Here is a 24,058-nt window from a genome sequence, read left to right on the forward strand (position 1 = left end):
CATCGGCCATAGATTTCTGGGTATGACGACTGCTTCCACTGCTCCCACTGCCACCAACCCCGTCCTGCGTGTGGCCCCTGCCGCCCCCGCCGAGGCCGCCGCCCACTTCCGGGCCAGCCTCGCCTTCCACGCCGACGTGTCCGACGTCGCCGCCGCCCTCGCCGCGGACGGCGACCCCGGCTTCGTCCTCGTGGACTCCCGGTCCACCGAGTCCTGGGACCAGGGCCACATCCCGGGCGCCGTCCACCTTCCCACCGCACTCGTCCCCGAACAGGCCGGGCGCCTGCTCGACCGTTCCGTGCCGGTCGTGACGTACTGCTGGGGCCCCGGCTGCAACGGTGCCACCCGTGCCGCGCTCGCCCTCGCCGAACTCGGCTATCAGGTCAAGGAGATGCTGGGCGGCTTCGAGTACTGGGTGCGTGAGGGCTTCGAGTTCGAGACCTGGGAGGGGCGCGAGCGCCGCCCCGCGGACCCCCTCACGGCGCCGTGGGCGGCCGGCGACTGCGGTTGCTGAGTCACCGGTCGAGCACGGCGAACAGGTGAGTCGGCCGTGCGTGTAGGTTCTGCTGCCATGGTGAGATACGCGGATCCCGGCGTGGTGGAGTGGGTCGAGTCCGGCGGCGGCCCCCTGATAGCGGTGCCTGAGACGGTACTGCCGTTCTGGGCGGGTGCGGACGGCGACGAGACGGTCTCGGACTACGACCGGGCCTGCGAGATCGACGGGGCGGTCGGACTCCTGCCCGTGGGGGACAGCGCGGCACTCGTCCTGGGCGACGAGCCCGCCTCGACCTCGTATCTGCCCGAGCACGGCGTCTTCGTACGCTGGTGCGCCGCGGACTCCGAGGAGGAGCTGCTGGCCCGCGTCCCGGCGGCACTCGCGACGGCCGTCTGGGAGCGCGAGGTGCGCTGGACCGTCCCGGGGACGGTGCTCCTGTTCGACCCGGCCTGGCCGGGCCGTGAGACGGAACGCACCGAACATCTGCGGGTGGCCCTGGAGCCGGGGGCGTACACGGTCCGCGCCGCCCGGGTGCAGCCCGGGCCGGAGACCTGGCTGGGGCTCGTGCAGCTGCGGCGGTCGCCGGACTGACGGGGCGGTACGCGCGCGGTGCGTGAGCGAGCCGTGCCGCCTCCGTGAAAACCGGATGCGCCGGGCCGGGCCGTTGCGCATCATGATCTGCCATGCCCCGACTTCCCCACCCCGCCCCCGAAGAGCTGCGCCGCGACCCGCTTCCGCTGCGCGGCCGGACCGCCCTGGTGACCGGGGCCAGCAGACGCGGCGGCATCGGTCATGCCGTGGCCCGGCGGCTCGCCGCGTACGGGGCGAGCGTCTACCTGCACCACCATGTGCCGCACGACGCCGCCATGCCCTGGGGAGCCGACGAGCCCGAGGACGTCGCCGCCTCCGTGCGTGCGGCGCTCGGCGACCCCGGCGCGCGGGTCCTCGCGGGCCCGGGCGACCTCTCCGACCCGGCCGCGCCCGCCGAACTGGTCACCACGGCGGCGACGGCACTCGGCGGGCGGCTGGACATCCTGATCGCCAACCACGCGCAGAGCGGCTTCGACGGCACCCTCGACGCGATCGACGCCGCGATGCTCGACGCCCACTGGGCCGTCGACACCCGCTCGGTGCTGCTTCTCGTCCAGGCCCATGCCCGGCTGAGGCCGGCCGGTCCCGGCGGGCGGGTGGTGATGATGACGTCCGGCCAGGACATCGCCGGTGGCATGCCGGGTGAGATCGCCTACGCCCTCCAGAAGGGCGCCCTCGCATCGATCACCCGCTCCCTGTCGACCACGCTCGCCGAGCGCGGGATCACGGTGAACACCGTCAACCCCGGGCCCGTCGACACGGACTACCTGACCGGCGAGGCGTACGACGCGGTGGCGGCCGCCTTCCCGGCCGGCCGCTGGGGCATGCCCGACGACCCGGCCCGCCTCATCGCGTGGCTCGCGACGGACGAGGCGGGCTGGATCACGGGCGAGGTCATCAACTCCGAGGGCGGCTTCCGGCGTTGATCACAGCGCGGCCAGTTCGTCCACCAGGTCGTCCAGGCCCAGGGAACCCTGCGACAGCGCCGCCATGTGCCAGGCCTTCAGGTCGAAGGCGGCGCCGTGCCGCTCACGCGCCTTCTCACGGCCCAGCAACCACGCCCGCTCACCGAGCTTGTAGCCGATGGCCTGGCCCGGAATCGTCAGGTACCGGGTCAGCTCGCTCTCGACGAAGTCCGCCGGACGGCTGCTGTGCGCGCCGAAGAACTCCTGCGCCAGCTCCGGAGTCCACCGCTCGCCCGGGTGGAACGGCGAGTCGGACGGGATCTCCAGCTCCAGGTGCATGCCGATGTCCACGATGACCCGGGCGGCCCGCATCATCTGCGCGTCCAGGTAACCGAGCCGATGCTCCGGGTCCGTGAGGAAGCCGAGCTCGTCCATCAGCCGCTCCGCGTACAGGGCCCAGCCCTCGGCGTTGGCGCTGACCATGCCGATCGTGGCCTGGTAGCGGGAGAGGTTCCCGGCGACGTACGTCCACTGCGCGAGCTGGAGGTGGTGGCCCGGCACGCCCTCGTGGTACCAGGTCGAGACCAGGTCGTAGACCGGGAAGCGGGTCTGACCCATGGTCGGCAGCCAGGTGCGGCCCGGACGCGAGAAGTCCTCCGACGGCTGGGTGTAGTACGGGGCCGCGGCACCGCCGGGCGGAGCGATGCGCGACTCCACCTTCCGCACCGGCTCGGCGAGTTCGAAGTGGGTGCCGTCCAGCTTCTCGATCGCCTCGTCCATCAGGCCCTGGAGCCACTCGCGGACCTCGTCGACGCCCTCGATGTGCCGACCGTGCTCGTCGAGGTGCGCCAGCGCCACCCACGGCGTCGCGGCGCCGGGAAGGATCTTCTCGGCCTCCTTCTTCATCTCGGCGAGCAGCCGGTGGTACTCGGACCAGCCGTACGCGTACGCCTCGTCGAGGTCGAGGTCGGTGCCGTTGAAGTAGCGGGTCCAACGGGCGTAGCGCTCGCGGCCCACCACGTTCGACGCGCCCTCCACCGCCGGCACGTACACCTCGCGCATCCAGTCCCGCAGCTCCACCACGGCGGCCGTCGCCGCGCGCGCGGCCTCGTCCAGCTCCGTGCGCAGCGCCTCGGGACCGGCCGACGCGAAGTCCTCGAACCAGCCGCGCCCCTCGCCGGTGTCCGCCCACTCGGTGAGCTGCCCGACGAAGGTGGCGGTGGGACGCGGGGCCGCGTACAGCTTGCGCTCCAGGCCCAGTTCCAGCGACGCGCGGTAACCCGCGTACGCGGCCGGCACCGCGCGCAGCCGCTCGGCGATCGCCGCCCAGTCCTCGTCGGTCTCGCTCGGCGTGACCGTGAAGACCTCGCGCACCGAATGCGCGGGCGTGGCCATGTTGCCCACCGAGCGCAGCCCCTCGTCGGCCTCGTGCACAGCGAGTTCCGCCGTCAGCCGCTCGCGCAGCAGGCGCGCGCACCGGCGTTCGATGTCACTGTCCGCGCCGGGGCGGCGCTCGGCCTCCTCAAGCCGTGCGAGAGTGGCCCGCTGGAGTTCCGCGAGCGCCTCCTGGCCCGCGGGCGAGAGGTCGGGGAGCTTGCTGGAACTCTCCTTCACACCGAGGTACGTACCGGTGACCGGGTCGAGGGCGATGAGCTCGTCGACATAGGCGTCGGCGACCTCACGGGGCAGCGGAGTCTTGGTCTGAGACATGCCGCCCATCCTCATACGGCGACCGGTGCCCCGTCAGCCCGGTTTCCCCGCGCGCAGCCCCCGCTCAGCCCGATTTCGCTGAGGGCGTGGTTCCCGCCGCGCCGGGTGGGAGCAGCGGCCCGCAGTCCCACTGCTGGAAGATCAACCGGGTCTCCACCCGTGCCACCTCCCGCCGGGAGGTGAACTCGTCGAGCACCAGCCGTTGCAGATCCGCCATGTCCGCCACCGCGACATGGACGAGATAGTCGTCGGGCCCGGTCAGGTGGAAGACGGTGCGGGACTCCGGGAGCGCCCGGATGCGGTCCACGAACGGCCCCACCAGTTCCCGTCGATGCGGCCTGACCTGCACCGAGAGCAAGGCCTCCAGCCCCCGGCCCAGCTTGGCGGGATTGAGCCGGAGCTGATGGCCGAGGATCACGCCCGAGCGGCGCAGCCGCGTCACCCGGTCCAGGCATGTCGACGGCGCGACCCCGACCTGCGCCGCGAGATCGCGGTACGTGGTCCGGGCGTCGTTCTGCAGCAGCCGCAGCAGATGCAGATCGACCGGGTCCAGTACGACGGATTCGGCCATGGCCCGAACGTAACACGGCATCCGCCCCGCACGACCCGTCCGATGTTCACTCTTCCGCCCATGGATCCCGCGAGCAGAGAGGCCTACGACGGCATGCACGGGTATGACGACGTACGCACCGCCCCGAGAGCACTCGCCACCGAGGCCGTGCACGCCGGCCGCGACGACCTGGCACGGCAGGGCCTGCACGCCCCGCCGATCGACCTGTCGACCACTTACCCGTCGTACGACAGCCGAGGTGAGGCCGCCCGCATCGACGCGTTCGCCACCACCGGCGCCGAGCCGGACGGCCCGCCCGTCTACGGCCGCCTCGGCAACCCGACCGTCGCCCGGTTCGAGACCGCCCTGGCCCGTCTGGAGGGCACTCAGGCGGCGGTCGCCTTCGCCAGCGGTATGGCGGCACTGAGCGCGGTACTCCTCGTACGGGCGTCGATGGGCCTGCGCCACGTCGTCGCCGTACGCCCCCTGTACGGCTGCAGCGATCACCTGCTGACCGCCGGACTGCTGGGGACGGAGGTCACCTGGACCGACCCGGCCGGGATCTCGGAGGCGCTGCGTCCGGACACCGGTCTGGTGATGGTCGAATCCCCGGCCAACCCCACGCTCGCCGAAGTGGATCTGCAGGCGGTGGCCCATGCCTGCGACTCGGTCCCGCTGCTCGTGGACAACACCTTCGCCACGCCCGTGCTCCAGCGCCCCGCCGAACGGGGCGCCCGGCTCGTGCTGCACAGCGCGACCAAGTACCTCGGCGGACACGGCGACGTACTGGCGGGCGTGGTCGCCTGCGACGAGGAGTTCGCTGCACGGCTGCGGCAGATACGATTCGCCACCGGCGGTGTCCTGCACCCGCTGGCCGGCTATCTGCTGCTGCGGGGGCTGTCCACCCTGCCGGTGCGGGTCCGGGCCGCCTCCGCGACCGCCGCCGAACTCGCCCGCAGGCTCGCGGCCGACCCGCGCGTCGCCCGCGTCCACTACCCGCGCATCGGTGGCGCGATGGTCGCGTTCGAGGTGCACGGCGACCCGCACGACGTCATCGCCGGGGTCCGACTGATCACCCCCGCCGTGAGCCTGGGCAGCGTCGACACCCTCATCCAGCACCCGGCGTCCATCAGCCACCGCATCGTCGACGAGACCGACCGCCGCGGCGCCGGAGTGAGCGACCGGCTGCTGCGGATGTCGGTGGGCCTGGAGGACGTCGACGACCTGTGGACGGACCTCGACGAGGCGCTCGGCGGGCGGCGGGAGCCGACGGCCGGGGTCGGCATCCGGGAGACCGTGCCGGGCCTGTGACCGGCCGGGGGGCCGGGGTGTGCCGCGCGGGGGGCGGGCGGCACACCGCGTGCCCGCCGAGCCCTCGCGCACCCGCACCCGCCCCTGCCCGGTTCGGCCGACCGGTTCCGTCGACTGGTTCCGTTGGCTGGTTCCGTCGGCCGACCGGCCGTGAACGCTCCAGCGGCCGTGGGGCGCTGCGTTTCTTCTACGGTGCTTCGGGCGGACCCGGCCCAGGCGCACGGGACACGCGACCGGTTCTGTCGGCCGGCCGGCCGTGAACGCCCCCGCGGCCGCTGAACGCTGCGCTTCTCCTACGACGCTTCGGGCCGACCCGACCCAGCCGCACGGGACACCCGCTCGGTGACTCCGACGGTGCCCGCCTGGTCACCCACGGCAGCACCGACCCGGGCGGTGATCACCAGCGTGCCCTCCTCGATCTGGTAGTCGAGAGGCCGGCCCAGGCCGCGCATCGCGGCGACCATTCCGGTGTTGGACGAGCGCGTCACGGCATACACGCTCTCGCAGCCCGCCTCGACCGCCATCCCGATCAGCCTGCGCAGCAGTTCGCTGCCGATGCCCCGCCGCTGCCACGCGTCCTCGACGAGCAGCGCGACCTCCGTCTCGTCGCCGTCCCACAGCAGATGACCGAGGCCGACGATGCGGCCCGACGCGGTCTGCACGGCGAGCGTGCGGCCGAAGCGCGGGCTGAGCAGGTGGTTCAGATAGCGTTCCGCGTCGCCGACCGGGCCGTGGTACCGCATCCCGAGCGTCCGCGTGGAGCACCGCTCGTGCATCTCCCGCGCCGCCTCCAGATCACCGGTGTCCGCGCGGCGCACGGTGATGTCGCTGCCCTCCGGCAGCGTCAGCACGTCCTGGCTGCGCGGTACCCGCGGGCCGAGCCGGGCGTCCAGCTCCACCAAGGCCCGCGCCCGCGCGAACTCGGTGGGGGTGAACGGCAGATACGGCCGGTCCACCGTGATCACTCCACCTTCCGGCGCGCGCAGCCGCAGCACGGTGTCCTCAAGCGCCCCTTCCACCGGCACCGGCTCCGATCCCCGGCCACCCCCGGCCGGCGCGACGGGCAGCGAACGGATCGTGCAACGGCCGAGCAACTGGCGCAGCGCCAGGGGAAGTTCCGAGGCGTCCAGGGCGGTACGCGTGGCCAGGCCCAGCACCCGGGTGGGCGCGTCCACCAGGTCGTGGGCGTCGGCCCGCTCGATCCAGGTGCCCGCACCGCCGGCCACCGAGACCGCACGGGTGATGTCGGCCGCCGCGAGCGCACCCGGCGTGCGGAGCAGGAACTCGTCCACCGTGCCCTCGGCCAGCGGGTGCGTCTGCAGGCTCAGGATGTCGACCCGCAGATCGGCGAGCGCCGTGCACAGCGCGGCCAGCGACCCGGGTGCGTCCTGCACCGTGGTCCGCATCCGCCACAGGGCACCCTCCTGCGGCACCGTCGCGGCCTCGTCCGGCGACCGGTCCGACGGCCCGGCCCGCTCCTCGGAACGCGGCCGGGCGCCGGTATAGCCCTTCGGCGGGGCGTGCCCGTGGCGGCGTGCCCACCATGTGTGGAACCCCGCCACCGCGACCAGTACGGCCGACGAGGCCGTCAGCAGGGTCGATCCGTCGGGCCCGTAGCCGATCAGGATCGCCCCCGCGTGGGCCACCGCCGCCGTGCAGAGCCCGGCGAGAGTGAGGGCGTGGCGCCGCCGGAGGTGCACCGGGCGGCCGTCTTTCGCGCGCGTCACATCAGACATGTCTCGACTCATGCAACCACTGTGAAGGAACGGTGTTGCGTGATCACGAACGCTATGTGACCGGGCGGTTAAGAGCCCTTATGTCGGTTTCATCCACTGTTCAAATGTGGTGCGGGCGTGACCGTCGAGGACGGCGGCCTCGTCCCGTCACGCGACCAGGCCCTCCGTCAGCGCGCTGCGCAGGCGCCGGGCCTGGGCCACGAGCCGGGACGAGCCACGCCGGTCCGCCGTGCCGGCCAGGTGCGGCAGCTCTCCGCGTGCCCCCGTTTTCTCGGCGCACTCCGCGGCGACGGTCAGCAGATCCGCCAGCCCTCGGGTGGGAGAGGCCGCCCCGCCGGATCCGAGCTCGGCGAGCAGGACGGGCAGGGAATGCCGCAGGATTCCCCAGACGACCGCGTTCGCCCCGGTGGCCGCCGCCGTCCGCACCGACTCGACGAGCCGCGACGGCTTCACGGCGCCGCGCCGTATCAACTGCCCCAGATCCGAGCCCAGTACGGCCACGTCGAGCTGTCCGCGCGCCGCCAGCACCAGCAGGGCGTCCACGGCGGCCAGCCGGTCTTCCGGATGCCGCGCGCCGAGCCCGTAGGCCACGGCCAGGTGGACGGCCTCCCCGGCCTCACCGTCGGCTTCGGCCAGTTGGGGAAGTATCGCAGCGTCGCCCCGCGCGTCGTCGACGGCGACCGCCGAGATGTCGCGCAGCAGCCTGACCGCCACCAGTTCGCGCTGCTCGGGCAGCACGGCAAGCCAGTGCGGCCGCATGCCGTCGCTCCAGTGATAGCAGTGCCAACGGTCCCGAAACACGGTCACCGGCCGCCCCAACGAGCCGAAGTCGGACGGGAAGTCATCCTGCAGTTCGAGGATCTCCCCGGACTCGACGAGGATGCGGTCTCCCGCTGTCCGCCGCCGATACGACGGCACGGCGGGGCCGGCGGTCAGCCACCGGGCGAGACGCGCCCCCTCTGCCGTGCCGAGCGCCGCCGCTCGCTCCGCGGCCGCCTCGGCCACCGCACGGTCGCCGCGCCGGACCCGCAGCAACGCCTGGGCGAAGTCCGCTGCCGATACCCGGGCGCCGAGGCGCCAGTACTCGTCGAGCCGGGCCACCAGCTCCTCGGGTTCCAGCAGACCGGTACCCCAGGTGGGCGTGGACAGCAGGAACGGCAGTGGCTCGGTGCGGATCCGATGGGCCACCTCCCAGAGGCGGGCCTCGAAGGCTCCGGCGAGAGGGCTGTGACCGCACTCGCTGGTGACGGCTCGGTGCCGGACCGCATGGTGGAGCGTGGCCGTGGTGACCTTGCCCCGCAGTGTGGCCAGCAGCAGGTCGAGGCCGTGCGCCGCGTCGATCGGACCGCGGTGCCGTGTGAAGTGGTCGTCGGCGCTGAACGGGTACTGCGAAGCGCTGTCGCCCCACCAGCGCCGGGCCACGACGGGTTCCAGCGCCTCCAGCAGGGCGTCCGCGTCCCGGTACGCGTGACGCACCAGTGCGTCCAGGGCCCGCTCGAACGCCGCCACGTCACCATCCGACGCGAGCAGCGCCCCGACCTCTTCGGCGAGTTCGGTGGCCGACCCGGGTGCGGGAGCCAGTCGAACCGGCTCCGGCGCCGGCGGCAGGACCTCCTCGTAGGGGGCCGGCTCCAGGCTCGCCGGGGCGGCGCCCAGACTGCCGACCGCCCGCGCACGCAGGACGGGGATCAGTTGCTCGGCGGCCGAGGCGAGTTCGTCCCGTACGTCCGAGCCCTCGACCTTGCCGACATGCCGCTCGACCAGTTTCAGCGCTCGCTCCTGTACGTCGGAGTCCTCGTGTCCGAAGGCCAGGGCCACCGCGGGCAGCAGCTCCTCGACCGCCGACCTGTCGCGGGCGAGCACCTTGCCCAACAGGACCAACTGGCCGCGCACCAGCTTCTTCTCGGTGCGGAAGAGGACGGCACCCGACATCTCGGCCAGTTGACGGGTGGTCAGTCCACCGTCCAGGGCCAGCGACGCGAGCACCGACTGGGCGTGCCCGGCCACGACGGACGTGGCGTCGGAGGCCAGTGCCAGCCAGTCGGCCGTGTGCTCCCGCAACTCCTCCCCGGTGAGCTCGAAGCCCTTCAGCATGCGCAGGAACACCCGGTGGTCGGCCGGCGGTCCGCCCCGCAGCAGCCGGGCCAGGCACGCGCCGACCGTGGCACGGCGGTCGAGGATTCCCTCGGCCGTGAGCCGGGCCAGCGCCTCGGTCCAACTGCTGGGACCTTCGGCGGGCATCCAGGCCAGACGTCCGCCGATGTCGTTCGTCTCGAAGAGCGCTGCCGTCAGCGGAGCCAGGTGCGGGTCCTTGCGCAGCCGGTCCAGAACCGTGTCGCCCCGCTGCCGGACATGGCTGATGTGCTCCACCCACCCGTGCACGTAGGCCTCGGTGGTCGGCACCGGACATCCGGAGAGCCGCACCAGCCCTGCCATCAACTCGTACGGGACCCGCGCGCCGACCGGCCGTTCGGCGATCCTGTGCGCCACATCGGCGAGCCAGCCGGCAGCCCTGTCACCCAGGACGTCGAGCAGTACGGCCGGGGGCGCGGACCACCAGCGCATGTCGGCGGCCGTGAGCCAACTCGCCACACCGGCCGCACCCGTCTGGCACGCGGCACCCGCGGCGTGCAGGGCGGGGTAGGCGCGGCGGGACCGCTCACCCCACTGCTCCGCCCTCAGCTCCTTGCGCAGTGCCTTCAACTGGGGGAAACACGCGCGCCGTTGCGCGTCCGTCATCCCGTCCAGCAGGCTCACCACCTCGGCCGTCCGCCCGTCCCGGACCGCGTCCAACAGCGCACTCATCACGCACCCCCGTCGACTCGTGCCATGTCCCGCTCCGCCGCGGCGACACCGCGCCGCACCATCCGCACCGCCAGCGCGTGCTTGCACGGCCCGCGCCCTCCCCGGTACTTCGCCCACCACAGACAGCTGCAGCTGAGCACACCCGCCTCGTCGCGCACCCGGTGCACGTGCCCGTCCTCGGCCGTCACCGTTCCCAGAGGACCGTCCAGCGTGACCGCGCCCGCCGCCACCAGGGCACGAGCCGACCGCAGCCGCGGGTTGTGACGCTCCACGCGCTCGGCGTCGTAGGGCAGCTCCCGATGGAAGTAGGCCGCCTCCGCCGTGTCGTACCCCACCCGCCCGGACGTGCCGAGCCGGACCAGCGCCGCCCGTACGCGCTCGGGCGGCAGGCCCGACGCGGCGGCCAGGTCGGTGACGTCGACGCGGGGCTCCCACGCGAGGACCACCGCGATCAGCTCCGCGTCCTCGGCCGCCTCGTCCGTGGCGAGCGCGTCGAGGACGCCGCCTTCGCCGGAGAACCCGCGTGAGGCGTCCGGCGACAGCGTCAGGGTCAGCCGCATGCCCGGAAGCACCGCCTCCCAGGCACTTGCCGTGGCGGCACCACCGGCGGCGACCGCCGGCCCGTACACCCGCAGGGCCGAGGCATGCCGCAGCACCCGCTGGAGCGCGGTCAGTCGCTCCGGGCCGGGCAGGGACACCGCGCCGGGCACCGCGCGCGTCGTCGGCCGCAGCCCCCTGCCCGAGGGCACCACCCACCGCGCGCCCATCGAGGCGCCGCGTGCGCCACCTCGCGGAAGCGCCCGCAGGAACCGCACCGCCTCCGCGGCCGGCAACTCGGCCCGCAGGTCGAAGCCCGCAGCTGTCACCTGCGCCTCCGCGAAGCCGCGCAGCCAGCGGTCGGGGAGCGGCACCTTCTTCTCCACGACCGGGCCGTCCAGCGTGGTCACCGCCAACTCCTGCGGACCCACCCGCAGATGCAGCGGATCGTCGGAGCCGATCCTGGACAGCGCCTCGCGCAGGGGGTTGTTGACGTCGACGTTCGTCGTGCCGTGCCCCACCTCGTCGCCGTCCAGACCGGATTCCAGCACGTCCAGCCGGGCGTACACCCCGCAGCAGCCGGAGAAGGACTCGAAGCGCAGCCGGTCGCCGTTGCCCGTCACCACCGGGTCGAGGGAGGCGCGCAGCTGCCGCTGGTAGTACCGTGCGGCCGCCACGTCGGCCACCGCGAGGAGCCCGGCGGCCGCGACCTGAGGAGAGGTCAGGAACCCCGCGAAGAACCGCGGATGGTCCTGCACACCGGTGGGCGTCGCGCCCCGGGAGGTCTCCAGCCCCAGGCGCTGTCCGTCCGCTGCGGACTCCAGCGCGGAGGGTCGGCAATAGGCCACGGCCTGCAAAGATCGCGTCATGGAAAAACCGTAGAGGCGACCACTGACAATCGGCTCCGACCTGCGAAAAGACCGCCCTGCCAAGGGTGTTCGCGCTGCCGTGACACCACGGCCGCGCACCGGGGGATGACGCCGGTGCGCGGCACGTCGCTCAGGCTACGGCAGTCACTGACCGACCCGGCCCGGCTGGAGGACCCGGGTGAACAGGACCGTGCCGTCGGACTCGCGCAGGCGCACGGTCAGCTCGCCGCTGCCGCCGTCGACCTCGACCTCGCCGAAGAACTGGTAGCCGCCTGCCGGCGACACGTTCGCGGTGGTCGGTGCCTTGAGGAACACCCGCTCGGGGCCGAAGGTGCCGTCCAGCTTGTTCGCCGGGAAGGCGCCCGCGTTGAGCGGACCGGAGACGAACTCCCAGAACGGCTCGAAGTCGGTGAAGGCGGCTCGCGACGGCTGGTAGTGCTGGGCGGAGGTGTAGTGCACGTCGGCGGTCAGCCACACCGTGCCGGTGATCCGGCGGTGCTTGATGAAGCGCAGCAGTTCGGCGATCTGCAGCTCCCGTCCCAGCGGGGCCCCCGGGTCGCCCTGCGCGACGGCCTCGATGTTCGCCCTGCCGTCACCGGTGTCCGGCACCACCAGGCCCAGCGGCATGTCGGAGGCGATGACCTTCCACACCGCCCGGGAGCGGGCCAGTTCGCGCTTGAGCCACTTCAGCTGTTCGGCGCCGAGGATGCCCTGGGCGTCGGCAGGCTGGTCGCCGGGCGAGTTGGCGTTGCGGTAGGTCCGCATGTCCAGCACGAACACGTCGAGCAGCGGGCCGTGGTTGACCACGCGGTACACCCGGCCGTCGGGGCGGCGCAGGGTCGAGATCGGGAAGTACTCCGAGAACGCCTGCCGGGCGCGGGCGGCGAGGACGTCCACGTTCTTCTCGGTGTAACGGGAGTCGGTGAGGATCTCACCGGGGTACCAGTTGTTGGTCACCTCATGGTCGTCCCACTGGATGATCGAGGGCACCTGGGCGTTGAACCGCTTCAGGTTCTCGTCGAGCAGGTTGTAGCGGAAGTTGCCGCGGAACTCCGCGAGCGTCTCGGCGACCTTGGACTTCTCCTCCGTGGTGATGTTCCGCCAGGTGCTGCCGTCGGGCAGGGCCACGGAGGCCGAGATCGGGCCGTCGGCGTAGATGTTGTCGCCGCTGCAGAGGAAGAAGTCGGGGTCCAGCGCGGCCATCGCGTCGTAGATCCGGTAGCCGCCGAGGTCCGGGTTGATGCCCCAGCCCTGCCCGGCCAGGTCGCCCGACCACACGAACCGCACACCGTCCCGCCGCCGGGCCGAGGCGGTACGGAACGTGCCCGTGACGGGCTCGCCGGTGCGGCGCGGATCGTCCGGGTCGGCGAGCAGCACGCGGTAGTGGATCTGCTCGCCGGACGGCAGCCCGCGCAGCCGCGTGGTGCCGGTGAAGTCCGTGCCGGCGTCGAGCAGCGGACCGTGCCATCTGCGGGCGTTGCGGAACGACTCGGTGGCGGACGTCTCGACGATCATCCGGGCCGGGCGGTCGGACCGCACCCACACCAGTCCCGAGTCGCAGGTCACGTCCCCCGTCTGCACACCCCAGCCCGCCCTGGGACGCCCCGACCGGGCGAAGGCCGGTGCCGAGCCGAGGGCGGTGGGCAGGGTCAGGGCCGCCGACGCGGCGAGCGAGCCGCGCAGCACGCTGCGTCGGCCCGGGAACGGGCGGTGTGACATGGGGGCCTCCAGGGGCGGGATCCGGCCAGTGTGCACTGCCACAACTACTGGTGCGCCGCAGCGCACACGCAAACCACAAGTGAACAACTGACCCCACCCGCAGGGGAACCGGACCGTCGAGCGGGAGGCGGACGGACACACGTTTCCGGTCATGCCCCGCCGGCTCGGCGCGGCGGCCACGACGGTCGTCAGCGTGGGCGTGCGGCCACCGCCCGCGCCATCAACCGCACGCCGTTCCGGATGCGCTCGGGCGACAGGTGCGCGTAGCCGAGGACCAGCCGGACGTCGCCCTGCTCGCGGTCCCCGGCGGACGGGTGCGTGTAGTCCGTCAGCGCGCGCACCGCCACACCGGCGGCCGTCACACGCGCGACGAACCGCTGAAGTGGGCCGTACCGTTCCGGCAGCGCGGCGATGACGTGCAGTCCCGCGGCGATCCCGGTCACCTCGGAGCCCGGAAAGTGCTCCTCGAGGGCGCCGACCAGGGCGTCCCGGCGCTCCCGGTACGCGCGCTGGCAGCGCCGCAGCTGCCTGTCGTAGTCACCGCGCTCCAGGAACCGCGCGAACAGCGCCTGGTCCAGCGACGGATGACCGAGATCCATGGTCCGCTTGCGTTCGACCACGTCGTCGGCCAGTGCCTCCGGTACGAGCAGCCAGCCCAGCCGCAGCCCAGGAGCGAGGGACTTGCTGACCGACCCGGTGTAGGCGACACGTTCCGGGTCGAGCCCCTGGAGGGCTCCGACGGGGGCGCGGTCGTACCGGAAGTCGCCGTCGTAGTCGTCCTCCAGGACGAACCCGTCGACGCTGCGCGCCCAGTCGAGCAGTTCGGTACGGCGCGCGGCGGAGTAGGCGATGCCGGTGGGGAACTGGTGGGACGGCGTCGTGACGACGGAGCGGACGCCCGACTCGTACAGCGGGCCGATGGCAAGGCCGTGGTCGTCCAGTGGCAGCGGCACGGTGGTGGCACCCGCGGCGGCGTAGAGGGCGTCGTGCTGCGGGCTTCCCGGGTTCTCCACGCCGACCTCGCGCATCCCGCGCGCGTGCAGCACGAAACCGAGCAGCGTCGTCGCCTGGGCCACGCCGGAGACCACCACGATGCGCTCCGGGTCACCGACCACGCCCCGGCGGCGCGCGAGCAGCTCGGCCAGTGCCGTACGCAGCCGGGGCAGACCGCGCGGGTCGGGATAGCCGAGCTCGGCGTGCGGCAGCTCGGCCAGCACCCCGCGCTGCGCCGACGCCCACGCGGCACGCGGGAACAGCGACAGGTCCGGTGTCCCGGGTACGAAGTCGGCCCGGGCGCCGGTCGAGCGGGGAGCGAGGTCACGCGCGCGTGGTCGTGCGGCCCGTACGGCACCGCCCACCCAGGTCCCGGCACCGCGGCCGCTGCGCAGGTAGCCCTCGGCCGTCAACTGCTCGTACGCCTCGGTGATCAGTCCCCGCGACACGCCCAGGTCCGCGGCCAGATCCCGGCTCGACGGCAGGCGCGTGCCCGGTGCGAGCCGCCCCGACCGGACCGCCTCACGCAGCGCCGCCTGCAGCGAACGTCCACGCGCGCGTGCGGGCGCCGAGGCGGCCGGCAGGAGCAGCTCCCAGGCGGCCGAAGGGGAGGAGCCGGATGGTGCGGGTCTCTTGGGATCGCCGCCGGAAGGCGCGGTGGGCGGCTGCTCGCGGCCGGAGAGATCGTCGTCCCGCGGCGCCGCCCGACCGGTGCCCGCGGCCCTGGGGACCGCATCACCCGCCGTCGTCTCCCCAGCAGCAGCGGCGCCCACCGCGCCGCCCGGATTGGTCTGCGATGGCCTCATGGAAGTGGACCTTAATCCGGGCCGCCGCACTTCCTAGCGTCGCTCCCATGAACGCCACCACCACACGCGGTGCCCTGCTCGCCGCGCTCGCCTGCATCCTCGTCGGAGGGTCCTTCACCGCCAACAGCCTGCTCGGCGACTACCCGTACGCCGGCGGCCAGTTCCTGCGCTACGCCCTCGCCTGCCTCCTGCTCGTCCCGCTGGCCGGGCGGGGCGCCCGGGCCCGGCTGCGCACAGTCGGCGCCCGCCAGTGGGGCCGCCTCGCGCTGCTCGCGGGTGTCGGCATGGTGGGTTTCAACCTGGCCGTCATCGCCGCCGAGCGCACCGCCGAACCGGCGGTTCCCGGTGTCTTCGTCGGCTGCGCGCCCGTGGTCGTGGCCGTCGTCGTCCCGCTGCTGGACGGGCGCCGTCCCCAACGCCTCGTCCTGTACGGGGCATTGCTGGTGGCGGTCGGCGCGTTCACGGTCCAGGGCTGGGGCCGTACGGACGCCGCCGGCATCGCCTTCTCCGTGTGCGCGCTGGCCGGTGAGGTCGGGTTCGCGGTCCTCGCCGTGCCCGTCCTGCGGCCCCTGGGCCCACGCCTGCTGTCCGCCACGGTGTGCGGGGTCGCCGCCGTCGAGTCCGCGGTGGCCGGGCTGCTGCTGGACGGCACCGCGTGGCTCAGGCGCCCGGACGCCACGGAGACCCTCGCGCTGCTGTGGCAGGCGGTGGTCGTGACCGTCATCGGCTTCGTGTGCTGGTACGTGGGCATGCAGCGGATCGGCGCCGAGCGTGCCACGCTCTTCTCCGGCCTCATCCCGGTCGCCGCCGCCTGCACCGCCCCGCTCGTCGGGACCGGCTCCTACGGTGCCGTCCAGGTCCTGGGCAGTGCACTGGTCGGGTCGGGCGTGGTCCTCGGCTCCGGCGCGCTCCGCCGCGCCCCGCGCGGATCAGCGGCTGCCGTCGAGGATGACGCGCGCGACCAGGGCCGGGTCGTCGTTCATCGGACAGTGGCCGCAGCCGGGCAGCCTGACCAGACGGGCCCGGGGAATGATCTGCTTGGCGCGTACCCCTTGGCGGCGCAGGAGCAGTCTGTCCTTGGTGCCCCACGCCACCGTGACGGGGATTCCGGGAATGTCGTCGGTGAACCGGACGCTCCCGCCCGCCCGGAGGGTCTGGTCGAACCCCGTGGCCCCCGCCAGCGCGAGCGTCTCGGCGACCACGGCCTCGGGTGAGCGTCGGCCGGGACGGGCGTAGATCGCGCTGGTCAGAACGGTGCGGCCGGCCGCGGACCGGGACAGCTGCTCCACCAGCGGCAGCGGCAGCCGCCGCGAGATGCGGCGCATCGCCAGCAGCACGCCGAAGGCGTAGCGCCGCTCGGCCGCGGACCAGAACCCGGCGGGGGAGAGGGCGGTGACGGACCGCACGAGCTTCTCGCGGCCCAGCTCCAGCGCGATCAGTCCGCCCAGCGAGTTGCCCACCACATGCGGCCGGTCGAGCTCCATGGCCTCGCAGAAGGCGCCGAACACGGCCGTGGTCGTGGGCAGGTCGTAGGCGAGGTCGTCCGGCAGCCCCGGGGACGCGCCGAACCCCGGCAGATCCAGGGAGATCACGTCGCGCTCGGCCGCGAGTATCTCCACCACCGGGTCCCAGACCTGGCGGTGGTGACCGATGCCGTGCAGCAGGAGGAGCGGTTCACCGCTGCCCACGCGCGCGTAGTCGACGGTCACGCTCTGCGGGCCGCGGGGAGAGGGGACCTTGAAGGAGACGGTGGCGGACATGGGGGTGCTCCTCGTCTGGGACACGCTGGCGGACGGCGTAGACAGCTTGTCAGCAATTGCTACCGACGGGTAGACCCAGAGTGCCCCGGGCCGCGGGCGAGTGCCCGGCTCCCAACGGGTCCGGGCAGCCTGGAGGTTGCGCGACGCACACCCTGGGGCGGCGATTTCGCCTGGACACCGCCGGATGCGTCGGCTGGGATGGTGCGGTGACCACCGACATCGAGACCGACGTCTTCGAAGAGCACCGTCCCGTCCTCCTGGGAGTCGCCTACCGCATGCTCGGCCGTGTCGCCGACGCGGAGGACGTCGTGCAGGAGGCATGGCTGCGCTGGTCCGGCGCCGACCGGTCCGCCGTGCGCGAGCCCCGCGCCTACCTGGTGCGCGTCACGACCCGCCTCGCCATCGACCGCCTGCGCCAGATCAAGGCCAGGGGTGAGACCTACGTCGGCCCCTGGCTGCCGGAGCCGTACGTCACCGACTTCGGGGACGCGGTACCGGACACCGCGGAACGGGCCGTGCTCGCCGACTCGGTCTCGTTCGCGGTCCTCGTCGTCCTGGAGTCGCTCTCGCCCCTGGAACGCGCGGTGTTCGTCCTCAGGGAGGCCTTCGGCTACCCGTTCGCGGACATCGCCGCCATGCTCGATCGCGGCGAGGCGGCCGTGCGCCAACTGGCCGGACGGGCCCGCAAGCACGTCGACGAGCGGCGACCGCGCTACGAGGTCGACCCCGCCCAGCGCCGCGACCTCACCGAGCGGTTCCTGGCCGCGGCCGCGGACGGTGACATCGAGGGGCTCATGGCGCTGCTCGCCCCCGACGTCCGCCTCGTCGGCGACAGCGGCGGCAAGGCGAAGGCGCCGGTACGGGTCATGGAGTCGGCCGACAAGGTGGGCCGCTTCGTGATCGGCGCCGCCCGCAAGGGCCTGTCCGACGTGTCCTTCCGGTTCGTGGAGGTCAACGGCGGGCCCGCCCTGCTGGTGCTGTCCGGCGACAAGCCCGACTCCGTCTTCCAGTTGGACGTCCTTGACGGCCGCATCCAGGCCGTCTACGTCATCCGCAACCCCGACAAGCTCAGGTCACTGGCGACCGCCTAGATCCCGCCGCCACGCGACGCCGTGGTGGCGGCACGCCGTGCCGTGAACGTTCCCGGCGATTGGTATTGACCAAGGGTGGGGGCCGCCCTATGGTCGCAGAGAAGTGCAACAACCTTTAATAAACAAGGGCGCTAAAAGGCCTCCGGGCCACGGCGATTGCGGAGGACAGGGTGGGGACCACGCAGCTGGAATCGGTGCCGGAACCTAAGTACTGGCACCTGAGGACCGTGCTCAGTGAGGCACTCGACTCCGAGTTCACCGTGGGCGAGATCCTGCCCAACGAGCGTGATCTGGCGGCCCGCTTCGGCGTCGCCAGGGCCACGCTCCGCCAGGCCCTGGAGCAGCTCGAACTGGAAGGCAGGCTGCAGCGCCGCCGCGGTGTCGGTACGACCGTCGCGCCCCCGCGCATGGGCGTGGCCGTCGGCACCGAGCAGCACACCTGGCCGGGCGCGGCCGACGACGTCTGGCAGCCCACCGACTGCACCCAGGCGGCCGCCCCGGCGTCCGTCGTGGACGCCCTGGGGTGCGGCCGGGACGAGCCCGTGCACACGGTGCGCCGCTCCCGGGTGACGCACGGCCAGCCCGTCGCCGCCGAACTGCTCTACGTCCCGCAGGCGTCGGTGCCCGACCTCTCCGCCATCGACGCCCCGTCCGGAGCGGCACGCGCGCGTGCCGTGCTGCGCGAGCTGCAGCGTCTGGAGCTGGAGGGGCAGGAGAGCGCCGTCGAGCTGGGCTCGGCTCGCGCGGAGGACGCCAAGGAACTCGACCGGCTCCCGGGCGCGCCCGTCCTCGTCGTCACCACCCGCTACCTCGCCGAGGGCCGCACCGCCGCGCTCTCCGTGGCCACGTACCGCGCGGACACCTGCCGGTTGACGTTCGGCGACTCCGGCCGTGTGGAGATCCACGAGAACCCGCAGCGCCGGGCGTCCTGACCGCCGCACCGGCACCACTTCGCAGCGAATAGCGGCGGAGGAGAGGAAGGCGAGACCCCGGATCCGCTCCGGGGTGCGGCGCGTTCACCGGTCGGCCCCGGCCGTCACCGCCGCGCTGTCGCCGTCCCCTCCACCGCGAACAGCTGCTCCTCCACGTGGTCGAGCGCGAGCCGCAGTGCGCCCATCGCCACCGCGGCCTCGCCGAGCAGGGACAGGGCGACCTTCGGCGGGCGCAGACAGTAGCGGGCCAGTTCCCGCCGCAGCGGCTCCAGGACGCCGTCCAGACCGGACGCCCACCCGCCGACGACGACCAGCTCGGGGTCGAGGGCCAGGACGAGGGCGGCCACGTCGTGGACGAGGCGCTGGATGAACCGGTCGACGGCCGCGCGAGCCCCCTCGTCGCCCTCGCGGGCCTGGGCGAAGACCTCGGCGACGGCGTGCTCGTCCAAGGGGCGCAACGGTTCGTCCGTGGTGGACAGCAAAGTCTCCGGAGTCGCCTCGCGCCCCAGCAGATGCAGTGCGCCGATCTCACCGGCCGCCCCGCCGAACCCCCGGTGCAGCCGCCCGCCGATCAGTGATCCGGCGCCCGGGCTCAGCCCTGCCAGCACGAACACCACGTCGTCGGACTCGCTCGCCGCTCCCTTCCAGTGCTCGGCGACCGCCGCCGCGTTGGCGTCGTTCTCGACGAGCACCGGGCACTTGAAGGACCGGCTCAGCCGCTCGCCCAGCTGCAGCCCCGTCCATTCGGGCAGCGCCGCACCGAGCCGTACGGTGCCGTCCGCCTCCACGATGCCCGGCGTGGCGACGCCCACGGCCCGCAGCGAGCCGCGTGCGACACCGGCCCTGCGCAGCAGCTCGGCGACGGCCGTACGCAGCCGTTCGAGCCGCTCGTCGGCCGGAGCCGTCTCGTCGACGTCCTTGGCGACGGCCCCGAGCACCCGTCCGTCCAGGTCGGCGAGGAGCGCGGCCACCCGGTGCGCCCCGATGTCCAGGCCCAGCAGGTGCCCCGCCTCGGCCCGGAACCGGAACCGCCGTGCCGGACGCCCCTGACGCCGGACGAGGCTGTCCTCGGCCGCCTTCTCGACGACGTATCCCGCTTCGATGAGCCCCTCGACGACGCCCTCGACGGTGGGCCGGGACAGCCCGGTCACCCGGGTGATCTCTGTCAGGGTCGCGGCGTCCGTGGCACGCAGCGCGTGCAGCACCACCGCGGAGTTGATCCTTCGCAGCAGCGAGGGATCCCCGCCGGTCAGCCGAGCCAACGTCCGTCCTCCCAGCTCGTGCGCGTGTTGGCCGGATGCTACTCGCCGCGGCGTGACCCGGCGAGCGCGGGGAGCCAGAGATCGCTTGCTGTCCCGCATCGGCCGGGAGCGACGAACCCCGACTCGGACATCGCGATCACGGCCTGCGTGCGTCCCGCGCCCCCGGCTTCGCCGGTACCGGGCTCACGTGCGACTTCACCGGCTCCGCGCCGACGATCAGCCTGGCGGCGATCGCGTTCGACAGCCCACGGTCCATCAGGCGCAGCACCTCGGCCTCGCGTCCGGTCGACGGCGCCCGCGTTGCCGGCGGGCGGCTGGAGCGTGGTGCGCCGGGACGCCTGACGGCACGCCAATTGTCAGTGGTGCCCGGTTTACTGGACCACATGAACATCGCACGGCATCTCGCCCTCATCGACGAGCTGTGCTTCCGTCCCTTTCCGGCGGAGCACGGCCCGTCGGACCTCGGCGACGGGGGCCCCGGCCACCTCGTCGTGGTGCTGGAGAGCAGCCGGGCCGACTGCGGGACGAGAGCGGTGCAGGTGGAGCAGTACGAGAAGTACCGGGACGCCCTTCACGAACTGCTCGTCTCCCGTTGGGGGGAGGGGCATTGGCTGAACCTGCAGACCGTTCTGCTGCGCACCGAGGGAGAGGCGATACCCGAACCCTGGGCCTCGCTCAGCGCGCGTGCCCGTGTCGCCGACCTCTGGGAAGCGGAGGGGACCGGACGCTGGGTCGTGACAGCCGTCGCCGACAGGGACCCGTCGGACGACATCCAGCTCCTTGCCGTGGTCACGGACGTCGCCCCGCCATGACCCGTCAGCCGTCCTCCGCCGCCACCCGCAACCGTGCGAACTCCTGCGCCATCGTCGCCGCAGTCCAGTGCGCGTTCAGACCGCTCGGGTTCGGCAGCACCCACACCCGCGTGTCCCCGATCATCCGCTCCTGCGGTCCCACCCGGGCCTTGCGGTCGTCGAAGGCCGCCCGGTACGCGGTGACCCCCACGACGGCCAGCCAACGCGGCCGCAGCCGCGCCACCTTCGTCGCCAGCAGCCGCCCGCCCTCGCGGTACTCCTCGGCGCTCAACTCGTCGGCCCGCGCGGTCGCCCGCGCCACGACGTTCGTGATGCCCAGCCCGTAGGACAGCAACTCCTGCTGTTCCGACGGCTTCAGGAGTCTCGGCGTGAAGCCGGACAGGTGCAGCACCGGCCAGAAGCGGTTGCCGGGACGGGCGAAGTGGTGTCCCGTCGCCGCCGTCATCAGGCCGGGGTTGATGCCGCAGAAGAGGACACGGAGACCGTCCGCGAGCACGTCCGGCACCAGTCGGTCGCGAGCGGCCTCCAACTCCTCGGCTGTGAAACGCGTCAGAGGATCGCCCCAGGTGTGTAACCCGCGGCCTCGGGACGCTGCTTGACGATCTCCTCGACCCGGCCGACGACGACGCCGACCTGGTCGGCGGCCGCCCCCGTGAAGGACAGCTTGTCGGCCATCAGGGCGTCCAGCTGGGCGCGGTCGAGGGGGATGCGCTCGTCGGCTGCCAGCTTGTCGAGGAGCTCGTTGCGCTCGGCGCCCCGCTCACGCATCGCGAGCGCGGAGGCGACGGCGTTCTCCTTGATCGCCTCGTGCGCCAGCTCACGGCCCACGCCGGCGCGCACCGCGCCCATCAGCACCTTGGTGGTGGCGAGGAACGGCAGATAGCGGTCCAGTTCACGCGCCACGACCGCCGGGAAGGCGCCGAACTCGTCGAGCACCGTCAGGAACGTCTCCAGCAGCCCGTCCAGCGCGAAGAACGCGTCGGGCAGTGCGACCCGACGCACCACCGAGCAGGACACGTCGCCCTCGTTCCACTGGTCGCCCGCCAGTTCGCCGGTCATCGAGGCGTAACCACGCAGGATCACCATGAGGCCGTTCACGCGCTCGCACGACCGCGTGTTCATCTTGTGCGGCATCGCGGAGGAGCCGACCTGGCCCGGCTTGAAGCCCTCGGTCACCAGCTCGTGCCCGGCCATCAGCCGGATCGTCTTCGCCAGCGACGACGGTGCCGCCGCCAGCTGCACCAGCGCGGTCACCACCTCGTAGTCCAGCGAGCGCGGGTAGACCTGGCCGACCGAGGTGAACGCCTGCGAGAAGCCCAGGTGCCCGGCGATCCGGCCCTCCAGGTCCGCCAGCTTCGACGCGTCACCTCCGAGCAGGTCCAGCATGTCCTGGGCCGTGCCGACCGGGCCCTTGATGCCGCGCAGCGGGTAGCGGGCGAGGAGCTCCTCCACGCGGCCGTACGCCACCAGCAGCTCGTCGGCCGCGGTCGCGAACCGCTTGCCGAGCGTCGTGGCCTGCGCGGCGACGTTGTGCGAGCGGCCGGCCATGACCAGCTCGCCGTACTCACCGGCCAGCTTGCCCAGGCGGGCCAGCACGGCCACCGTGCGGTCGCGCATCAGCTCCAGCGACAGCCGGATCTGCAGCTGCTCGACGTTCTCCGTCAGGTCGCGCGAGGTCATGCCCTTGTGGACGTGCTCATGCCCGGCGAGGTCGTTGAACTCCTCGATCCGCGCCTTCACGTCGTGCCGGGTGACCTTCTCGCGCTCCGCGATGGAGGCCAGGTCGACGGTGTCCAGGACACGCTCGTAGTCGGCGATGGCCTCGTCCGGCACCTCGATGCCGAGGTCCTTCTGGGCCCGCAGCACGGCGAGCCAGAGCTGACGCTCCAGCTTCACCTTCTGCTCGGGGGACCAGAGCGTGGCGAGCTCGGTGGAGGCGTAGCGTCCGGCGAGGACGTTCGGGATGCGGGGCTTGGCGGGCGCAGAAGTCACGTGTACGGAGTTTACCCGGCGGCCGGACGGCCCCCGGATCCTCCATACGATCCTGAGGCCCCCAGGTCAGCGGTGATCCGGATGCGGCCCCTGCGCCGGCCCGCGAGACGGGCGATCGGGTGAATTCCCCCGCGGTCGACGCGTCCTGGTCCCCTCGGGCCTTCACATTTCGTTCATAGTCGGCAGGTCATGGCGAATGTGAACGTGCGGCATCACCGCCCCCGCGATGACCTTGCACATCCCGGCACTCAACAAGATCGCGTCAACGACCGACGTCGGCTTCCCCGTTCCGCCCGAGAGAAAGAAACGAGAATGCGACAGACCTTGGCCAAGGGATTGCTCGTGGCCGCCGCGACCAGCGCCCTGTCCCTGTACGGCACCTGGTCGTCCGCGGCCCCCGGCATGCAGGGGACCGCGGTCAAATCCGGTGCCGCACTGTCGAGCCGCACGGATGTGTGGGACCCGGGCGCCCTGGAGGAGCAGCTGGACGACAAGTTCAGCGAGGTCCGCGAGAAGATGCACGAGCTGGACGACAAGTTCGGCGAGATGGAGCACCGTCTGCCCGCCCCGGCGCATGACGGCTTCGACGACCACTCGGAGGAGCCGAGCGGCCACGGCTACGGCCCGAAGGAATCCGGCGACCACGGCTACGGCCCGAAGGAGCCGACGGGCAAGGGCTACGGTCCTGAGGAGTCGGCGGGCAAGGGCTACGGTCCCGAAGAGTCGAACGGCAAGGGCTACGGGCCGCAGGAGCCGAGCGGGTACGGCTATGAGCGCGAGGAGCCGAGCGGGTACGGCTACGAGCGCGAGGAGCCGAGCGACCACGGGTACGGGTACGGGTACGGCCCCGAGGAGCCGACCGAACACGGCTATGGCTACGGCTACGGCTACGGCTACGGAGACGAGACGCACAAGCCCGAGCCCACTCCGACCAAGACCGTCACGCCACCGCCGTCCCACAAGCCCACCCCGACGCCTGGCCCCTCGAAGACGCCCCCGGCGAAGCCGGAGCGTCCGCAGATCCCCGAGACCGGGGCCGAGAGCGTCATCGGAGGCATCGCGGCGAGCGGGGCGCTGCTCGTGGCCGGAACGGTCCTGTACCGGCGAGGCCGCCGCGCCGCGGCGTCCCGTCGGTAGAACGCCGAAGGCGCCGGGGGACGGCCCGCCACCGCGCTGCCATG

At 72.8% G+C, this 24,058-nt stretch carries 19 protein-coding genes and 2 pseudogenes; 9 read left to right on the top strand and 12 right to left on the bottom strand.

The features are described 5' to 3' along the window. Nucleotides 1–22 precede the first annotated feature (22 nt). From ACFYNL_RS00430 to ACFYNL_RS00440, 3 genes are all read left to right on the top strand, one after another. Nucleotides 23–514, top strand: a complete 492-nt coding sequence (locus tag ACFYNL_RS00430) for a rhodanese-like domain-containing protein (protein WP_388794111.1) — start codon at nucleotides 23–25, stop codon at nucleotides 512–514. A 57-nt stretch (nucleotides 515–571) separates the two neighbouring features. Next, the gene (locus ACFYNL_RS00435) at nucleotides 572–1,087 is read left to right on the top strand and encodes an immunity 21 family protein (RefSeq protein ID WP_388794113.1); all 516 of its coding nucleotides are present in this window, start codon (nucleotides 572–574) and stop codon (nucleotides 1,085–1,087) included. A gap of 92 nt (nucleotides 1,088–1,179) precedes the next feature. Beyond that, nucleotides 1,180–2,013 carry an SDR family oxidoreductase gene (locus ACFYNL_RS00440; RefSeq protein ID WP_388794115.1) on the top strand — a complete coding sequence of 278 codons (834 nt, stop codon included), beginning with the start codon at nucleotides 1,180–1,182 and terminating at the stop codon, nucleotides 2,011–2,013. On the opposite strand, the gene ACFYNL_RS00445 is transcribed toward ACFYNL_RS00440, so the two are convergent. Both ACFYNL_RS00445 and ACFYNL_RS00450 read right to left on the bottom strand, forming a co-directional pair. Next, on the bottom strand, nucleotides 2,014–3,702 hold the full coding sequence (locus ACFYNL_RS00445) for a DUF885 domain-containing protein (RefSeq protein WP_388794117.1): 1,689 nt from the start codon (nucleotides 3,700–3,702) through the stop codon (nucleotides 2,014–2,016). A gap of 64 nt (nucleotides 3,703–3,766) precedes the next feature. Continuing rightward, nucleotides 3,767–4,273 carry an Lrp/AsnC family transcriptional regulator gene (locus tag ACFYNL_RS00450; RefSeq protein WP_388794120.1) on the bottom strand — a complete coding sequence of 169 codons (507 nt, stop codon included), beginning with the start codon at nucleotides 4,271–4,273 and terminating at the stop codon, nucleotides 3,767–3,769. A gap of 42 nt (nucleotides 4,274–4,315) precedes the next feature. Here ACFYNL_RS00450 and ACFYNL_RS00455 point away from each other — a divergent pair, with 42 nt between their 5' ends. Further along, the gene (locus ACFYNL_RS00455; protein WP_388794123.1) at nucleotides 4,316–5,563 is read left to right on the top strand and encodes a trans-sulfuration enzyme family protein; all 1,248 of its coding nucleotides are present in this window, start codon (nucleotides 4,316–4,318) and stop codon (nucleotides 5,561–5,563) included. Between the two features lie 293 nt (nucleotides 5,564–5,856). On the opposite strand, the gene ACFYNL_RS00460 is transcribed toward ACFYNL_RS00455, so the two are convergent. The 5 genes from ACFYNL_RS00460 to ACFYNL_RS00480 form a co-directional block, all read right to left on the bottom strand. Next, on the bottom strand, nucleotides 5,857–7,299 hold the full coding sequence (locus tag ACFYNL_RS00460) for a GNAT family N-acetyltransferase (protein ID WP_388794126.1): 1,443 nt from the start codon (nucleotides 7,297–7,299) through the stop codon (nucleotides 5,857–5,859). Between the two features lie 147 nt (nucleotides 7,300–7,446). Then, entirely contained in the window at nucleotides 7,447–10,104 is a 2,658-nt protein-coding gene (locus ACFYNL_RS00465) for a DUF6493 family protein (RefSeq protein ID WP_388794129.1), read from the bottom strand. Then, nucleotides 10,104–11,510, bottom strand: coding sequence for an SWIM zinc finger family protein (locus tag ACFYNL_RS00470; protein ID WP_388794132.1), 1,407 nt, complete (start codon nucleotides 11,508–11,510; stop codon nucleotides 10,104–10,106). The genes ACFYNL_RS00465 and ACFYNL_RS00470 overlap by 1 nt, the downstream gene beginning before the upstream one ends. Before the next feature lie 144 nt (nucleotides 11,511–11,654). Next, nucleotides 11,655–13,229, bottom strand: coding sequence for an alkaline phosphatase D family protein (locus ACFYNL_RS00475; protein WP_388794135.1), 1,575 nt, complete (start codon nucleotides 13,227–13,229; stop codon nucleotides 11,655–11,657). A gap of 188 nt (nucleotides 13,230–13,417) precedes the next feature. Next, complete coding sequence (locus tag ACFYNL_RS00480; protein ID WP_388794138.1) at nucleotides 13,418–15,028, bottom strand: PLP-dependent aminotransferase family protein; 1,611 nt, start codon at nucleotides 15,026–15,028, stop codon at nucleotides 13,418–13,420. Between the two features lie 47 nt (nucleotides 15,029–15,075). On the opposite strand from ACFYNL_RS00480, the pseudogene ACFYNL_RS00485 reads away from it, so the two are divergent. Further along, nucleotides 15,076–15,864 (top strand): annotated as a pseudogene (locus tag ACFYNL_RS00485) (DMT family transporter); the annotation flags it as partial. Between the two features lie 93 nt (nucleotides 15,865–15,957). Here ACFYNL_RS00485 and ACFYNL_RS00490 read toward each other — a convergent pair. Continuing rightward, on the bottom strand, nucleotides 15,958–16,788 hold the full coding sequence (locus tag ACFYNL_RS00490; RefSeq protein WP_388794140.1) for an alpha/beta fold hydrolase: 831 nt from the start codon (nucleotides 16,786–16,788) through the stop codon (nucleotides 15,958–15,960). A 206-nt stretch (nucleotides 16,789–16,994) separates the two neighbouring features. Here ACFYNL_RS00490 and ACFYNL_RS00495 point away from each other — a divergent pair, with 206 nt between their 5' ends. Together ACFYNL_RS00495 and ACFYNL_RS00500 are read left to right on the top strand one after the other, a co-directional pair. Then, a complete protein-coding gene (locus ACFYNL_RS00495; RefSeq protein ID WP_388794142.1) occupies nucleotides 16,995–17,879 on the top strand; it encodes an RNA polymerase sigma-70 factor in 885 nt (294 codons plus the stop codon). A gap of 170 nt (nucleotides 17,880–18,049) precedes the next feature. After that, nucleotides 18,050–18,811 carry a GntR family transcriptional regulator gene (locus ACFYNL_RS00500; RefSeq protein WP_388794144.1) on the top strand — a complete coding sequence of 254 codons (762 nt, stop codon included), beginning with the start codon at nucleotides 18,050–18,052 and terminating at the stop codon, nucleotides 18,809–18,811. Nucleotides 18,812–18,915: 104 nt separating this feature from the next. Here the strand turns inward: ACFYNL_RS00500 and ACFYNL_RS00505 are convergent, their stop codons facing one another. Further along, a complete protein-coding gene (locus tag ACFYNL_RS00505) occupies nucleotides 18,916–20,073 on the bottom strand; it encodes an ROK family transcriptional regulator (RefSeq protein ID WP_388794146.1) in 1,158 nt (385 codons plus the stop codon). A gap of 38 nt (nucleotides 20,074–20,111) precedes the next feature. After that, a pseudogene (locus ACFYNL_RS00510) lies at nucleotides 20,112–20,371 on the bottom strand (LuxR C-terminal-related transcriptional regulator); the annotation flags it as partial. Nucleotides 20,372–20,456: 85 nt separating this feature from the next. On the opposite strand from ACFYNL_RS00510, the gene ACFYNL_RS00515 reads away from it, so the two are divergent. Beyond that, entirely contained in the window at nucleotides 20,457–20,885 is a 429-nt protein-coding gene (locus tag ACFYNL_RS00515; RefSeq protein ID WP_388794148.1) for a hypothetical protein, read from the top strand. 4 nt (nucleotides 20,886–20,889) lie between these two features. Here the strand turns inward: ACFYNL_RS00515 and mug are convergent, their stop codons facing one another. Together mug and purB are read right to left on the bottom strand one after the other, a co-directional pair. Beyond that, nucleotides 20,890–21,438 (bottom strand): G/U mismatch-specific DNA glycosylase, encoded by a 549-nt coding sequence (gene mug, locus ACFYNL_RS00520; RefSeq protein WP_388797184.1) that lies wholly within the window; start codon nucleotides 21,436–21,438, stop codon nucleotides 20,890–20,892. After that, entirely contained in the window at nucleotides 21,435–22,877 is a 1,443-nt protein-coding gene (gene purB / locus ACFYNL_RS00525) for an adenylosuccinate lyase (RefSeq protein ID WP_388794150.1), read from the bottom strand. The genes mug and purB overlap by 4 nt, the downstream gene beginning before the upstream one ends. Before the next feature lie 312 nt (nucleotides 22,878–23,189). On the opposite strand from purB, the gene ACFYNL_RS00530 reads away from it, so the two are divergent. Then, complete coding sequence (locus ACFYNL_RS00530) at nucleotides 23,190–24,014, top strand: hypothetical protein (RefSeq protein WP_388794153.1); 825 nt, start codon at nucleotides 23,190–23,192, stop codon at nucleotides 24,012–24,014. The last annotated feature ends 44 nt before the right edge of the window (nucleotides 24,015–24,058 follow it).

It is taken from the genome of Streptomyces sp. NPDC007808 (assembly GCF_042868655.1).
GTDB lineage: Bacteria > Actinomycetota > Actinomycetes > Streptomycetales > Streptomycetaceae > Streptomyces.

Bases quoted from the DNA above. Each gene is read 5' to 3' on its own strand.
- ACFYNL_RS00430 (WP_388794111.1), top strand. From the start codon at position 23: ATGACGACTGCTTCCACTGCTCCCACTGCCACCAACCCCGTCCTGCGT.
- ACFYNL_RS00435 (WP_388794113.1), top strand. From the start codon at position 572: ATGGTGAGATACGCGGATCCCGGCGTGGTGGAGTGGGTCGAGTCCGGC.
- ACFYNL_RS00440 (WP_388794115.1), top strand. From the start codon at position 1,180: ATGCCCCGACTTCCCCACCCCGCCCCCGAAGAGCTGCGCCGCGACCCG.
- ACFYNL_RS00445 (WP_388794117.1), bottom strand. From the start codon at position 3,702: ATGTCTCAGACCAAGACTCCGCTGCCCCGTGAGGTCGCCGACGCCTAT.
- ACFYNL_RS00450 (WP_388794120.1), bottom strand. From the start codon at position 4,273: ATGGCCGAATCCGTCGTACTGGACCCGGTCGATCTGCATCTGCTGCGG.
- ACFYNL_RS00455 (WP_388794123.1), top strand. From the start codon at position 4,316: ATGTTCACTCTTCCGCCCATGGATCCCGCGAGCAGAGAGGCCTACGAC.
- ACFYNL_RS00460 (WP_388794126.1), bottom strand. From the start codon at position 7,299: ATGTCTGATGTGACGCGCGCGAAAGACGGCCGCCCGGTGCACCTCCGG.
- ACFYNL_RS00465 (WP_388794129.1), bottom strand. From the start codon at position 10,104: ATGAGTGCGCTGTTGGACGCGGTCCGGGACGGGCGGACGGCCGAGGTG.
- ACFYNL_RS00470 (WP_388794132.1), bottom strand. From the start codon at position 11,510: ATGACGCGATCTTTGCAGGCCGTGGCCTATTGCCGACCCTCCGCGCTG.
- ACFYNL_RS00475 (WP_388794135.1), bottom strand. From the start codon at position 13,229: ATGTCACACCGCCCGTTCCCGGGCCGACGCAGCGTGCTGCGCGGCTCG.
- ACFYNL_RS00480 (WP_388794138.1), bottom strand. From the start codon at position 15,028: ATGAGGCCATCGCAGACCAATCCGGGCGGCGCGGTGGGCGCCGCTGCT.
- ACFYNL_RS00490 (WP_388794140.1), bottom strand. From the start codon at position 16,788: ATGTCCGCCACCGTCTCCTTCAAGGTCCCCTCTCCCCGCGGCCCGCAG.
- ACFYNL_RS00515 (WP_388794148.1), top strand. From the start codon at position 20,457: ATGAACATCGCACGGCATCTCGCCCTCATCGACGAGCTGTGCTTCCGT.
- ACFYNL_RS00530 (WP_388794153.1), top strand. From the start codon at position 23,190: ATGCGACAGACCTTGGCCAAGGGATTGCTCGTGGCCGCCGCGACCAGC.